Source organism: secondary endosymbiont of Heteropsylla cubana (genome assembly GCF_000287355.1).
Classification (GTDB): Bacteria; Pseudomonadota; Gammaproteobacteria; order Enterobacterales; family Enterobacteriaceae.
On the sequence record NC_018420.1, the window covers coordinates 116,502 to 132,970 of the forward strand.

7 protein-coding genes and 1 other RNA gene are annotated in these 16,469 nt (G+C 25.5%); 3 read left to right on the forward strand and 5 right to left on the reverse strand.

What is annotated here, in order from left to right; genetic code table 11:
• Positions 1–21: 21 nt before the first annotated feature.
• The 3 genes from recB to rsmD all read right to left on the reverse strand — a co-directional run bounded on the left by recB (position 22) and on the right by rsmD (position 8,785).
• The gene (gene recB, locus A35E_RS00280; RefSeq protein ID WP_014888679.1) at positions 22–3,573 is read right to left on the reverse strand and encodes an exodeoxyribonuclease V subunit beta; all 3,552 of its coding nucleotides are present in this window, start codon (positions 3,571–3,573) and stop codon (positions 22–24) included.
• 2,117 nt (positions 3,574–5,690) lie between these two features.
• Positions 5,691–5,885, reverse strand: a complete 195-nt coding sequence (locus A35E_RS03180) for a hypothetical protein (RefSeq protein WP_160142529.1) — start codon at positions 5,883–5,885, stop codon at positions 5,691–5,693.
• Between the two features lie 2,297 nt (positions 5,886–8,182).
• Complete coding sequence (rsmD, locus tag A35E_RS00285) at positions 8,183–8,785, reverse strand: 16S rRNA (guanine(966)-N(2))-methyltransferase RsmD (protein ID WP_014888680.1); 603 nt, start codon at positions 8,783–8,785, stop codon at positions 8,183–8,185.
• Between the two features lie 1,259 nt (positions 8,786–10,044).
• Between rsmD and nth the strand changes: the two genes are divergently transcribed.
• Positions 10,045–10,683 carry an endonuclease III gene (gene nth, locus A35E_RS00290; RefSeq protein WP_014888681.1) on the forward strand — a complete coding sequence of 213 codons (639 nt, stop codon included), beginning with the start codon at positions 10,045–10,047 and terminating at the stop codon, positions 10,681–10,683.
• Positions 10,684–11,451: 768 nt separating this feature from the next.
• On the opposite strand, the gene A35E_RS00295 is transcribed toward nth, so the two are convergent.
• Positions 11,452–12,069 carry a thymidine kinase gene (locus tag A35E_RS00295; protein ID WP_014888682.1) on the reverse strand — a complete coding sequence of 206 codons (618 nt, stop codon included), beginning with the start codon at positions 12,067–12,069 and terminating at the stop codon, positions 11,452–11,454.
• Positions 12,070–13,024: 955 nt separating this feature from the next.
• Here A35E_RS00295 and trxA point away from each other — a divergent pair.
• Positions 13,025–13,351, forward strand: a complete 327-nt coding sequence (trxA, locus tag A35E_RS00300) for a thioredoxin TrxA (protein WP_044105167.1) — start codon at positions 13,025–13,027, stop codon at positions 13,349–13,351.
• A 550-nt stretch (positions 13,352–13,901) separates the two neighbouring features.
• Here trxA and ffs read toward each other — a convergent pair.
• An RNA gene (ffs, locus tag A35E_RS03010) (signal recognition particle sRNA small type) lies at positions 13,902–13,996 on the reverse strand.
• Positions 13,997–15,204: 1,208 nt separating this feature from the next.
• Between ffs and ftsY the strand changes: the two genes are divergently transcribed.
• Positions 15,205–16,464, forward strand: a complete 1,260-nt coding sequence (ftsY, locus tag A35E_RS00305) for a signal recognition particle-docking protein FtsY (RefSeq protein WP_014888684.1) — start codon at positions 15,205–15,207, stop codon at positions 16,462–16,464.
• The last annotated feature ends 5 nt before the right edge of the window (positions 16,465–16,469 follow it).

A 16,469-nucleotide genomic window follows, 5' to 3' on the forward strand; every position in this document is an offset into this window, starting at 1 on the left:
GGTTTTGACTGATTTTTTTAATTAGTTGTTATATTTCCCGACACACAACTTGTCAAACTCATAAATTAATTTTTTATCTGGACGACAGAAAAAAATACCATTTCCCGGATTGTTTATATCAACACCCCGTAAAAATAGATAATACACACCACCAAAATGAGTTGAATAATGATACTGTTTTATACGATGACGCAGATATCGATGTAACGCCAAGGCATATATTTGATATTGAAATTCATATCGATGAGCAATCATCGCTTGTTTTATTCCAAATTGATTATAAAAAATGCTCTCTGACCCTAACCAATTAGATTTATAATCTAATAAGTAATATCGTCCTTTCCAGAAAAAAATTAGATCAATAAACCCTTTTAGCATTCCTTTAAAGTGAGGAAAATCAAGCGGCGGGCAGATTAACGATAGAGAATCATAACGCTTAAAAATTTGATCTAACTCGTTTACATTAACTGTTGCATCAACAGATAAATAAAATTTTAGTTCATGATATTGATTTTCAGGTTTTAAACGATTAAGAGAGAGCGAACTATTATCTAGTGGTACATTGATAGTTGTTTTCATCCAATCTAATATAACCGGACACCAAATCTCATCAATATTCTTTTCCATTAATTGTAAACGAAGCCATTTTTCATCTAATGGTTTGTTAAAAGTAATTTTTTCAAGTAAGGTATGTAAAAATTTACCAAAAAATATACCACGAGGAAAAGTATGCTGAGTCAATGGCAACAAAGTCTCCACTTCTTCTTGTTTAGAGGCAAATTGAAAATCTACCTTTTGTTCTAAATCAATCGACACTGAAGCAATCTGTTGTTTTAGTCCAGTATAGCTTGTGATTCTCCAATTATCAGACGGTAATTTAGACCACTGACAAGAATTTAAACTCTTTTCTGGAACTATCATCTTAGGTATAAATGGCTCCATACATAAAGTGCTCGATGTGCAAATTCTAATATCTCCGCCTCCGCGCTCTACTAATAATGATAACTGTTTGCGTAAATCATCAAGATTTCCACTCTTACCTTTCTGAATCAAATAACCTAAAGCGCTTAAATGTAAATCGCTTCTTCTATTTTTTTTACCTCCACCTCGACATATCGCTGCAATCCCGAGACTGCAATGATAAATAGATCTCGTTACTGCTACGTATAATAGTCTCACATCTTCAGCTAATCTTTCCTCTTCAGCAAGTCTTAGACTCTCTTCTTTTGAACAAAGGTCTAACCAAAGCAAATAATTTTCTCGATCATGAAATACTGCACGATTTTGAATTCGAAAATCCGCTGCAAACGGTAAAAATACTACCGGAAATTCCAGTCCTTTCGATTTATGTACAGTGATAATTTTTATAACATCCTGATCTGCTTCTAATCTCAATTGTTGATTTGGAGAGTGTGTGGTAGAAGATTCTATTTGTAATGCAAACCAATGAACTAACGCATGTTCATTATCAATATTTAATGAAGCTTCCTGAAGTAATTCCCCTAAATGTAAAATATCGGCTAATCGACATGTAGAACCTTTATTTAAATCAATGTTTTTACCGATACGGTAATTGATAATAATTTTACGCAACATCGGAAAAACACCATTTTTTTTCCAGTAATGGTGATATCCATCAAATTCTTCTACTATTGCTTCAAAAAGATCTTGATCTTGATTAAGAGCATCAATAACAGAAAAATCGACAGAAAGAAGGTTGGTAGCTAACGCTGTGCGCAGTATAATATCTTTTTCTGGTTTTAATATTGCTTGAAAAATCCATAGAAGTTCAAGTGCTTCTGGAATATCAAAAACACTATCTCTATTCGAAAGATAGACTGTTGAAATCAATATTTTTTTCAATGCAGCCTGCATCAATGATGCTTCATAACTGTTTCGCACAAGTATTGTGATATCTGAAGCCTGAAGGGCTTTTCTTCCCAGATTAGTTTCTAACCATGCTTCTCCCGTGCTTGCAGCACAAAGAAAATCACGTATAGTAGTCGCACACTTGTTCGCCATATATTCTTGATATTCAACTATATTTACAGAATCCCTTGAATCTAACCAAATACATAGCGCTGCCTGTAAGTGTTTTTTTATAATAAACTTTAAACAAACATTTTTTTTTGCTGAAGAAACCTCAATAAAAGGGATCTCTCGGAAAATGAACGGATCTGGTATATTCTGGAAAAGACGATTTACTGCATTAACCATTCCTGGCGAAGATCGCCAATTAGTACTTAGACTATAACAAGAATCTACTTCATTTTTAGCTCGGATGTAAGTAAAGATATCCGCACCCCGAAAAGCATAGATCGCTTGTTTAGGATCACCTATTAGCAATAAGGCAGAATTAATTTTATCGCAATATGTAAAATGGAAAATACGATATTGTTGAGGATCCGTGTCCTGAAATTCATCAATCATTGCTACTGGATAGCGTGAACGTATTAACTGAGCTAGAGTTTTACCTTCACTTCCCTTTAAAGCTCTATCCAAATAACTTAGTAAATCGTCGAAACTCAATTCTGCTCGCTTTTTTTTTTCCTGTTCAAGATCTCGACGAACCTTTACTAATGCCATTACAAAAATTAACTTTTTAAGCGATATTCTATCTTGATAAAAAACCTCTAACGAAAAAAATACAGCATTGTTAAGAGGATCACCTACAATTGTTTGTTTAGCTAAAACTGTACTTGTAAAACGTTCAAGTTCCTCAGGAATATAATAATCGACAGTAGGTTGCACTGACCAAGAATTGATTTTTTTTATCCAACATGCTAAATTTTTAGAATTATAAATGCGCCGATTAAGTTTATAACTATTTAAAATATCTGGAATATTTACTACTTTTTCACGCCAATATTTTTTCAAATGATCAATATTAATAATGATTCGTTTATGACATGATAAAATTGATTCATTCAATTCTGGAGGATCAAATATCTTTGGTAATTCTCCCCGAAGATAAGGTTGTAGATCTTCCAGTAATTTTTTTGGCCCTTCCCACTGTTGATGTACTATTCGAGCCACTTCTAATGGTAGAGGATAGAAGTGGCGACGCCAAAAATCAAAAACCATATTCTGTTGCAGCGTCGCTTCATCATCAAGAAGAGTGTATTGAAAAAAAACACCCAATTCAAGTGCACTATAATTTAATACTCGTTGACAAAAACCATGAATAGTAAATATCGCAGCTTTATCTATTTGTCTCTCAGCTTCTAGAAGATGTAAGGCAGCATGCTCTCGATCTTGAATCTGCTCCAATAATTCTGTGAATAACACATCTTCACTTTTACCTCTTATACAAGCTAATCGGAATTGTTTAATATTATTACGGATGCGATATTGTAGTTCTTTAGTAGAAGTTTCAGTAAAAGTAACCACTAATATTTCTTCAATTCTTAAAAGACGAGGAAATGCAGCTTCACCTCCAAGGCCGAGCAATAAACGCAGATAAAGCACAGATAGGGTATAAGTTTTACCTGTGCCAGCTGAAGCTTCTAAAAGTTTGCTTCCCCTAAGACACAACGTTAATGGATTGAGCTTTTTAACATTACTTAACAACAAGTTAACTTTTCCTTAAGTTAGTACAAATCAGGATCTGTTATTAGAAAAACTACCACCTTCTTTAAGAAAGTAAATTGATGTTATAATAAATATACTTTATTTAACTTTATGTTCTTTTGTATTACAAATACATCACGATTCTTATAAACATAAATACTTGTACGCATAATTAGCACACTCCAATACTTTATTTGTACAGTAAATAGAAGCATAGATATCTATCTAATTAACCCGAGTTCTAATTACTTATTTTTATAGATATTATGACTGTATAAGTCATTAAAATACACGTTTTAAACATCACTTACTTTTCTAAGCATATATATGATAAAGATTTTATTGTACCTATAAAAGTAATAATAGATTTTATCTTTTTTTTAAAATTGATTTAAATAAAACGGATATAACAAATATCGTTAAGCAATCCTTACCAACAATTTACCATAAGTTTGGTTAGTTCAGTCAAACATGAACATAGAATAAATTATGTAACTATGAAATAAGTTGAAAAGATAATTAAATTCCGAGAAATGTTATAGTATTAAAAGTATTATTTTTTTACTTACTGATTAGTAAGTAATCTAATATTATTAATAAATGTACTATCAGATTTAAAAATTATAAAAGTAAACATAACTAAAAATATTATTATAATAATGCTTAACGTTAGCACCACCTGAAAGTTATTTCACTAATAATAAATTACTTTCTTAAAACTCAGATCTAGCTTTGCAATAACAACACGGATTTTAAGATAAGAACCATTGTGTTGATAAACACTTATAAGATATTCTAAACGTATGGTGATATCACTAGCTCTTTTCTTTCAAAATTCTATTCAATTTTATAAAAAAACCAATATAGACTTCTGTCTAATAATTAATTAATGATAAATAGATAAATCTTTATTAATAAAAAAACAATGAAATAATATAAATATTTCAGATATAAATTATGCTTACATAATAATACATCTCTTTTATGAATCATTATCCCCTTGTTAGTGTTTTATTATATAGAAAAGACTAATACTTTACTGATTAACAATAAAATGTTTTTAATGTATTAGAGAGAAAACAATAAAAATAGAAAAATTTATTTAAAATGAAATAATAAGCATAACACTAAAAGTAATTATTTTGACAATCATCAAAAAAAAACGATTAGAACAATAAGCATATCTAATATCTAATATAAAAATGAATAGATTAGATGTGCATTATTAGTAAAATAGGTTTTTAAAATTAATATTACTATTTTCTAATAATCAAAAAAAACAAGAAATTTATCAATCTATAAAAAAAATAAATCAATGTAAAGGGTGTAAAAATATCGATTTTTATAAACTAGTTTACTTTAGTATTAAATATGCTTTGTGACTAAATAAGAGTTAACTTCTTTTGATGATTGTTTTCTTAAAGAAATTCCATTAATTAAAAAAACATGACTTATAATTACTATTTTATAATATTTAAAATACTAATAATATAAAGTAAATACACTATATTAGTTACTATAAAATCAACATGATTAAAATCATCACTATTAATAAGTTTGTTCAGAAGAAAAACGCCATCATCTTGATCAAGATAAGAGAAATTAGAAATCGCGCTATACTATGATGCTTTAGCGCTAATTGAGCTATTTTTCTCTAAAAAATGATAGTAATCACTATTATAAAATAATACATTATCATTTAATATAAAAAACTATATAACTTAAAATACAATCTTAAAAACATCATTTCAAAAAAAACTAAATCATATTAAATAAATATAGAATCAATAAACTCAAACTATTATTTTAGATACTTTATAACATAATTTTAATAAAAAAGACTAATTTAAAAAAAATACTGTTCTCTTTAACAAAATTTTATTCGATGACAAATAACACACAATGAAGGACTAATATTTATTAGTGAAGAAATCGACATTGCTGTTAGAATTTAACATAATGTCAAATTATGCTTTTTTAATTTGATATTTTTACTCATGCTCCACAAACGACTATTAAATTAATTTAACCATAAAAGTTAAGTCTATTATGATATTTCATAAAAACAATAATTTATATACTATTTATAAAACAATCTCCAGAAAAAAAGCTTTTTCTCCTCACGCCACGGAGTTTACACGCATGCTAAGAATGGTAATCAACCTGCCTAATACATGAAGATTGAAATCTAATATTTTCCAGAAAATAACATTGATACTACGCGATTCATGATCGTCTGACTTGATACCGAAATTCGCAACAACTGAAAAGTTGTCATTTTTTTTCAGACTTACATCACGTTTATTTAGTTTCAAAATATCTAGTTTTTATTAAGAAAATAGTTTTATTAAAATACTATTCCAAAAAAAATCTAGGAAAAAAGCAAGCGAATCTTTAAATATTAAAAAGTAATTTTGAGAGCTTCTTATACTTATATTTATATCTAAATTATTAAAAATTTTACATGAAAAATGTTCATGAAATCACCAGATTTAAAAATAAAGATCAATAGAACTTTTTCTTAAGTTATTTACAGATCTTCTCAAAAAGATTATAAACAATAATTATTAACTTAAGCTATCAACACCTCGAAACACTGAATATTTAGATTTAATTACCAACTTTTTTTAAATCACTGTCACATCTACAGAAAATATCCATCATAAACAACTCAGTTACCCATTAAATAATCTCTAGATATTTCTACTTGATCCTCGTTTTTTCAACACCAGTTATATTTGAAATATTTAGCACGCGGTTCCCTTAAGAATTTTCTCGTCAATAACATTAAGTTTAATAGGCAATATTAGTTATATTAATATTCAACATACTAAAAAAACTAATAGTATAATTTTAAATAAAGTTAATCTAACTAATTTAACTAATTTGTACTGATATATTTTAAAACAACCGAAGTATATTGAGTAAAAATTAATATAAATAAACTATAGCACCTATCATAGAAAAGTATAACTTTAACAAGAATTAAACTTTTATTTTTTTTAATTTTCCACATCTAGCTAACAGGTGAAAAAACAATAAGATATTCTATAATATAACAATTTTAAAAAAAATCATGAACGTACTAACGATTCAATTAACATCATAAACTTTATTCTATAGTTCATATTTAATAATATTTATGATAGTTATTATGCCATTTTTTTATTAAAAATTAATATATTTATGATCATAAAACTAACTGTACCCAAACCATTGATCCAAAATAATTAGATATAGATTCAACAAATAAATAAAAAATATATTAAAATTAGCTGTTAGTTTAATATTTATGCATTCTTTTTTTACCTAACGTTAATAACGGAAAGAAAAAGATCTTACAAATTACACGAATAATTTTCATCACATACCGGAATTATTAGTTCCCACTCTACGAGAATTAGCAGCCTACTATAATCATCAAAGTTATTTAACATTACAGGTCAAGAACATTAAATACATTGGTTGTCAATGTAATTCTTTTCTTAAAACATTAAAAATGTCTTTAAATATATATTTACTACTCCAAAAAGACGAAAATCATAACAAAGATTTTTTTTAAATTAAATAGTATCAATTATATATATTACATCAAACTTATTTTTAATTAACTGATAGTTCTTATTGCAATTAGATATATTTTAATCAAATTAATTAAGACGCTCAATTACATATCAAATAACATCAATAACCAATTATTAGCAAACTTAAAATAAAAAGTACTGTTTTTATCTCTACTTAAAGAATAAACTTATATCTAGTGTTACCTTTTAGCCTATAAAATTAAAACAAAAGTAGTTGCTTAACAAAAAAACATCCCGTATATAGTTACATTAAATATGATCTTTATCATTAACAAAAAAAAGTTGAAATTTATAAATTAATTTAATTATATGTTGGTCAAAAAAAATCAATCTGATCAATAACTAAAGTGATTTTTATTTGAAAAAATTAAGGCAATATTTTTCTTGTTGTACTCTTAAAAAGAAAAACAATAAAGTAATTTGAGATAGCAAAGATTATATCAACGGCTTCTATTAATTTGTAACTCATAACAGGTTGTAACTTGTCATTTATAGAAACAAGAAAAAAGATCATAATAATAAAATAAAATATTGGTTTAATTATATTAATCATCTTTAAAGTGCAGATTAAAAAAAATAATAGCTATTTAAGAAAGAGTAATTCTTTATTTTCAATAAAATATTAGATTAGATCTACACTTCAACACTCCTTACTTACAACACTAATATCTTTAATTTAAACACCAAGATTTCTTAATTCAAAGGTCTTTATAAAAATATTCTTAACAGATTAAACCAACAACTTACTTATCACAATAAACATTATCTCTACATATAAACTTATAAAATTCTTTTATTAACAACAAATACTGAACAACAACACAACACGTCATGAATTTATGTTAAACTCTTGATTTTAAAAAAAAGATATTCTATATTTTATAATACATATGCTACATGCATGGTTCATGTAGTGCATTAAAGATAATATCTTTAAAATTAACTTATAAACATAAAAACTAATTCTATTAGCATCAAACCACTCATTTCTAACATAATTAATGTTTAAAGTATAAAAACAAAATCTTTTATTTAAGATACATCGGTATAACTTGCTTTAATTTTCTATAATCATTTCGAACATAGAGACGATAGAGCACCTTACCAGCAATTTTTCTTCTATGTAATTGCCAATTAGATGGAACGATTAGAGAAGAATTTTCTATTTCTGTTTCAATATAAATCCACGCATGTTTTGATAAACGACCGTATTTTTCTAGAATATCCAATGTAGGATTGATCATTTTAGATCGAAAAGGAGGATCTATGAACACAATATCAAAAACAATTCCAGGCTGAGCAAGCCAAAAAAGAGCATCTGTAGTAATAACTTCTGCTTTGTTTCCTTGTAATTTTTGCAAATTATGAGAAATCAATGCGCTAATTCTAGAATTTTTTTCTAATAAAGTTACTCTACCAGCAGAACGAGACATAGCTTCAAATCCTAAAGCACCACTACCTGCAAAACAATCAAGACATCGAGCATCTTTGATAACTGGTGATAACCAATTAAAAACTGTTTCTCGTACCCGACTTGGGGTAGGGCGTACCGTAGGAATATCCGAAACTAATATCTTTCGACCACGCCAACAGCCACCAATAATCCGGATTTTATTATTAAAATAAAACAAATTGTTGTAAATAATTAATTATTTTACACATAAAAAGTTATAAAACACTCATTTCAAGTTAATGAATTCATCTCAAATATAAAAATAGAATTGCAAAACGCTATTTCTTTCTTAATGTAGTTTGTGTCACAGAATTCCTTACTAATGCAATTAATATGTTTAATATATAATATTTTTGTTTGAAGTCCAATCAAAAATCGTGATTTTTTTTATAAAGCGAGTTCGCTCGCTAGCGAATATTATTCTATATAAAATATTTATAATCAAAAAGTTTAATTTGTTTTAAATAAAAAAGTGCTTCGATAATATCGATTAACAAATCATTATACTCTTGATTTCTTTATACTATACTAATAAGTAACAATATTTAATCTACTTTCATACTATTAAAATACGCCTTGAATCTCTCTGTTTAACAATTTGCAACACATACCTTAAATCTAAGGAAGACTGAAAATTTACTTAATCTAAGTTATTAATATATTAAAAATTAAATTGAAGCGCTATTTTATATTTAATTATTCATTTAACTAACATTATATTAATCTAGATAAAACATAATAAAATGTCCGAAAAAATAGATTAAACATAAAATAATAATGTAATTATCTTTTATTAATATAGTAATTTATCTTATTTGAATTATATAATCTTAATTATTTTTTAATATACAATTAATATTTAAACTTTCTCACGATTCCTAACTATATAGAAATTATTCGAATGTTCAATTAAAGAGTTTTCTTTTTTTTATAAAAATTTTTATTAATAAAAAAAATAAAACTAAATTATCTTTAATCACTATAGTGATGCGTATATAATTGCAATCAACATAAGAAAAATTATAGAAAATAAATATTTTTAAAAAACTATATCTTTTTCCCTCAAATGAAGTCACATTGTTTTTTTTACAGTTTATAGAACGAAAGTAAAATGTTATGTAACTATAAAAAATAGCTATATTCATAATAATTACAAAAACATGATTTTAGAAAACTTCTAAATTATCATATTGAATAGGATTCAATCCTATCCTAACTAAATTAAGCAAAAGAAGTTTTGATTTCCACATTTTATATATATAAATAAAGGTGATCTAAAATCAAGTATTTTTCTACCAACAACCTTTATCTAAGATAGCATGCTTACACTTAATAATCTAAATCTATTTTAAGTCCATATTTTAGAATAAAATTATTTATTAAAATAGAAATATAAAGTAAATTTATATATAAATTCTCTAAAAAAACGAAATTATCGTGAATAATGACAAACGTTATGAAATCATCTTACGTATGCAGGATCATACCCCCCACCCTACGACGGAATTAGTTTATAGATCGCCGTTTGAACTGTTGATTGCAGTAATACTATCCGCTCAAGCAACTGACATTAGTGTAAATAAAGCTACACAAATACTATTTTCATATGCTAATACTCCTCAAGATATAATAACGCTAGGTATTGACAACCTTAAAATCTATATAAAATCTATAGGATTATTTAACATTAAAGCGAAAAATATAATCAAAACATGCCAAATTTTATTAGAACAATATAAAAGCAAAGTTCCTCAAAATAGAAAAAAACTAGAAACACTACCCGGAGTTGGACGAAAAACTGCAAATGTAGTGTTAAATAGTGCGTTTGGTTGGCCTACTATTGCGGTTGATAGGCATGTTTTTCGGGTTTCAAATCGTACCCGTTTTGCAAGGGGAAAAAATGTAACATTAGTAGAGAAAAAACTTTTAAGTGTAGTTCCTAGAGAATTTAAAAAAACTTTTCATCATTGGTTTGTTAGTCATGGCCGATATACTTGTACATCCAAAAAACCTCGATGTAACGTTTGCATAATTAGAGATTTATGTGAATATGATAAAAAATATTATGTAAAATAATAATTAGTGTTTATAAAAAAAATTAATATAAAATCATCAACTTTTCCTAAATTAAAGATCTCATTTTAAGTATGTAACATTAATTTAATATTCTTAAAAATATTTTTAACATTATGTTTGGAAAATCTTAGTCTCCAACATTTTCATATTATAGATCACAAAGAGATCTTGATATCTTGTTACTTAATAAGATCATACGAATCTTATTATATGTTCTATAGATGAGAAAAAGTGAATAAATTTATTTTAGATTCTGTTAATTTTAACGAAATTTACCTCAATAAAATTATCATTAATAAAATGTTTATTTTCAAATTATCTAACAAAAATCAAGCAAGATAATCAGATTTATTGATTTAATTAAATTATTATATTTAATTATAAATATTTACAAATATTATATGTTAATTTTTTTTATAAAAAAATCTATTCAAATAAATAGTCAACTATTTGTATTCATAAATAATTGAGGATCTATCAAAAAAAATGCGACGATTTTAATCTTATAAAGTCGTTATATAACAATCTATATAAATTTTAATACATTATTTATATTATTTTTTTATGGAGTTATTATTCTATATTTAACAGATTTTATATTGTTTACATTATTAATTTTTAATAAAATTAACACGATAATTCTATTATTAATAAGACCATAAAAATTAACTAAATTTTTAAAAATAATAACTTCTCTTTTAACTACAATATAAAAAAATTATAATTACAAACTTCAAATTACCATTTTTATAGTTAAAATAAATTTTATTATATATCAGATAAAATATTAACACCTGATTCTGAGTTTGACATTACCCAAGCCATATTAAAATGTTTACGACAAACTGAAACATAGCAATCATTACCCCCAATAACCACTTGTTGACCATCATGAATAACTTTACCTTCATTATCAATACGCAATACATGATTAGCTTTGCGACCGCAATAACAAACTGTTTTTAACTCTACTAGCTTATCTGCTAAAGCTAAAAGCCATAAACTACCTGTAAAAGGTTCAGCACGAAAATCAGTACGTAAACCATAGCAAAGAACGGGGATATTTAATGTATCTACCACAGTGCATAAACTAATTACTTGCTTACGATTTAAAAAGTGACATTCATCAACAAGAATACAGTGTACATTGTTTTTTTTATGTGCATCTGATACGATTTTATAGATATCAGTTGCTGCAGAAAACATCTCAGCAGGAGCTGATAACCCGATACGGGAATAAGCTTGACCTCGGATATAACGATTATCAATTTCTGCTGTAAAAATTAATGTTTTCATACCTCTTTCTTGATAATTGTAAGAAGATTGCAAAAGCGCAGTTGTTTTACCAGCATTCATTGCGGAATAATAAAAATAAAGCTGCGCCATTTTCTAAGAACTCCAATCTTAAAATTAGTAAAGTCTTAAATGGTTACGTTTAATAAAGAAAATTGTTTATCATTAATTTAGTCATTAATGACATTAAATTGATTAGTTGATTTTTTTTAAAAAAGTACTATTTATTTTACAATAAAACCTACTGTGGTATATCTACTAGATATAAGAAAAAAAAAGACACAATAATATAGAGTATATAAATATTCTTATTTTTATACTCTATATGTATTCTAAGAATACTGCTCAAATCATCTTGTTGCAAGATCTATATTTTTTAAAAAACATATAATTTTATACATTAAATTAACAAATAAATTAATTCTTATCCTTAATTATACACATCTTGAATAAAGTTTATTTTATAATTAAACTATAATATATAATTCTATATAAAAATAATTTCTTAAAGAAAAAATAACTAACATTATTATTATTTATTAAATAAAAATATATTTTTATTTAATAAATAGATTCTTATTTAATTTTAACATTGATAGTTTTAAACTCACCTTACTTTTTCATAAATGTCTATATAAATCTTTTATCTATAAATTACAAATATGCACACTACTAAAATTTAAGTAAGATGGTAATTTACATTAAAAATAGCATTTTTTTTATTTGAACTTTCCAAAAACAAAAAATTTAAATGTAAATAAATATGATTTGTATCTACTGAAATTATAGTGATAGTAAAAATACTTATTTAATTGTGTTAAGTTAATAACTTAAAATAATAATATGCATGCTTCTAAAAAATATATCACAAAGATTTTTTATTTTTATTGATTCCCGTATCGCTCCTTATTAAACCAGAATGCTTCTAAGTAATTACAAAATTTTTTATTAAATATTTAACTTTATTAATCCAATAATGTATATTATAAAATTCGATTCGTATTAAAATAAAAAAATTATAGGTAAAATAATGGAGAAAACAGAAAATATGAGTGATAAAATTATTTGTGTAACTGATACTAACTTTAAAATAAACGTATTGCAGTCTAAAAGAATGGTGCTTGTTGATTTTTGGGCAGAATGGTGTGGTCCTTGTAAAACAATTTTACCAATCTTATCTGAAATTGCTAATGAATTTGACGGAAAATTAACTATTGCGAAATTAAATGTCAGTGAAAATCCAGACACTACAACAAAATATCATATACAAAGTATTCCAACTTTATTACTGTTCCATAACAATAAAGTATTAGATAGTAAGTGCGGTTCTATATCTAAAAAACAGATAAAAGAATTTGTTAATCAATATTTATAAATATATCAGTCATTTTAAATAGGTAAAGAAATTTCTTCATAACATAGAAGACCTATTGAAAAAAAATCAACGAATTTTTATGATTAAAAGTTAATTTTTATTAAAATATATATCTAACATTCTTAACAATCTCTATTGTAAATAAATCACTATATGATAGTTATTGTTATTTTATATTTTAATGCTTGATCGTACAGAAGATTCAAAGGGTTTCTAAAATCTAATAAAAAATTTTACATCTGTTGAATAACCAATTAAAATCAACGTTTTTATACAAAAACTTTTACTGAAGAAAATATTTCTTTTATATCAATTAAATTGAATTATTAATGTGTATACATTAAAAGAGTATCAACATCTCTTAATATATATAAACTATACCATAGCGTTTATATCAACTTTAAATTTTTATCTACATCATCAATCCTAATGTTCTTTATCCATGGATAATAATCTAAAATCAACTAACCTGATATCTAACTTTAATAAATTCTTTTGAAATTGACATTTAAAAGAAAAAAGTTTTTCTATTTTATGGAAAAAGGAGAAGGTGTCTCCAAGTATCTCTCACACACATATCTCGTTACGGCTGCTTCCTTCCAGACCTGACCGAGTTGACAAGGCAGTGTTGCTAGAACATGAACGGCACCCTCTCTTAAAATAAGATTTTACATAACTCTTGAAATATTGTCTATTAAATATTACGATTTTTTTCAACCTAAAATAGAGATAAACGATATTTCTTAATTTTTAATGAATATTTCAATTTAGTAATGCTTTTTTTTACAAAATTTATTTTTTTCAAATTCTTGTATTATGAAATTTAACAACTAGATTCACCTAAACAATCATCAAAAATATTAAATTTATTTAAAGTTATATGGTTATTTAAAATAAGGTGCTTATGCTAAAACATTAACTTTAAATTATTAAATATAGCCTCATTTTATAACAAAATTATTATTTGAATTCAGCTTATAGATAAAACTAATTTCACATTATTAATGATAATGCTTTATTTTTGTATAAATAAACCTCATCAAAATCAAATATTCAATCAATATACTTCATAAGAATTTTTAATCATTATTTTAATAATGAAACATATTGTTCTTTCAATTTCTTACGTTACAGACGGGGTCATAGAAAAAAATACTTTAAGATAGTTAAATAGAATTTTATAAGTATATATTTTTAATAAATAAAAGTACATTACAGTATAAACACCTAAGATCACACTATGTTAAATAATTTTTTTTATTGTAAGTTTATACAATAACTGAAAGAATAATTTAATGTTATTAATCTTAATATCTGATTAATTTGATTTGTTCATAACAACATAGAGTAAGCTCTTCATTTCAGTATTTACATTAAACTTACCGAAAATTTCACAACTAATTGCTTAACTATGTTAATTAGAAATATATATAACTATTTAAATATAATATATAATTATATTTTTCCTTACCTGTAACAAAGATTACATCACATCAATATAAATATATATATATCTGGAAAATAAATTTAACGATAAAAATCACGTATAATATGTTAAAAACTATCTAAAAAAATATGCTGTAACTAATGATAACAGGATATAACAGCTAAATTATAGTATTTTTTTGATTCACCATTAAATGTATATACAGATTTATTCATCAAGCAATTGAAAAAGAATAGAAAAACATTTAATAAAATAACACATATCGCGATTTACAGAATAATATTCTACTTAGAATAGAAAACTAACTTCTCTCGTGGTGTAGAGAAATCAGAATTATCTATACTATTCAGAAAAAATTTATTTATTTATTTTTTTCAACTAATCAGGTAAGGAGTATGTTTGTAACATGACACGAAAAAAAAATCATTTCTTATCATTATTAAAATTTAAGCGTAAAACGCCTATTTCTGAAAAAAATATTCAGATTAAAGAAAATAATGACATATCCAAAAATAATAATAACACTCAAAAAATCACAAAGAAAAAAAAACTTGATAGAAACAAAGAAGTTATCGAAATAAATTTATCTGAATCAACATTAGGGAAAGCAGATATAATACCTAAGTTAGAAACAATTATACAATCTGAACCATTTGAAGAGCAGATAAAATTAGCATCCCAGATACACACAACATCTTTCTCTACTAACAATATTAGTGTAGATAACAAAAATATTTCAAAAAACTCTAAATCAACAGAATTCTTTATCCAATTAAAACGTAGCCTACTTCAAGCGCGAGAAAATCTTGGATTTAAATTTAATCAAATATTTCATTCGAAAAAAGTTGATAACCTACTATTCGAGCAATTAGAAGAAAGGCTTTTATTAGCAGACATCGGTGTTAATACAAGCTACAATATAATTAGTAGTTTAATGGAATACTCGAATCGAAACCACTTAAAAGATTCTGAGGAGCTATATAAACAATTACAGTTAAAAATGACATCAATTCTTATTAGTGTTGAAAAACCACTCAAAATAACAAGAAAAAGTCCTTTTGTTATCTTAGTAGTTGGTGTTAACGGTGTTGGTAAAACGACCACCATCGGTAAATTAGCCCATATTTATCAATCTGAAGGGAAAACTGTTATGCTGGCGGCTGGAGATACATTCCGTGCAGCAGCCGTAGAACAATTACAAATATGGGGTAAACGCAACCAAGTTCCAGTTGTAGCAAAGAAAACTGGTGGTGATTCTGCTTCAGTTATTTTTGAAGCAATACAGATAGCTCAAGCACAAAACATTAATGTCCTTATAGCAGATACAGCAGGTCGCCTTCAAAATAAAAAAAACTTAATGGATGAACTAAAAAAAATTGTTAAAGTGATAAAAAAACTAGATGTTGAAGCTCCTCATGAAGTTATGCTAATTCTGGATAGTAGCACTGGACAAAATGCTATTAGTCAAGCTAAATTATTCAATAGCACAGTTACATTAACTGGAATAACTCTAACCAAATTAGACGGTACAGCTAAAGGGGGTATCATTTTTTCTTTAGCAGATCAATTTAAAATTCCAATACGATTTATCGGTATAGGTAATAATTTAAATGATTTACAATCATTTAAAGCTAATGATTTTATAAATGCACTTTTTGTTCAATAGAGAGA

What these genes read in the sequence shown, in the direction of transcription:
- A35E_RS00295 (WP_014888682.1), bottom strand. Translation starts at nt 12,069, where the DNA reads ATGGCGCAGCTTTATTTTTATTATTCCGCAATGAATGCTGGTAAAACA.
- trxA (WP_044105167.1), top strand. Translation starts at nt 13,025, where the DNA reads ATGAGTGATAAAATTATTTGTGTAACTGATACTAACTTTAAAATAAAC.
- ftsY (WP_014888684.1), top strand. Translation starts at nt 15,205, where the DNA reads ATGACACGAAAAAAAAATCATTTCTTATCATTATTAAAATTTAAGCGT.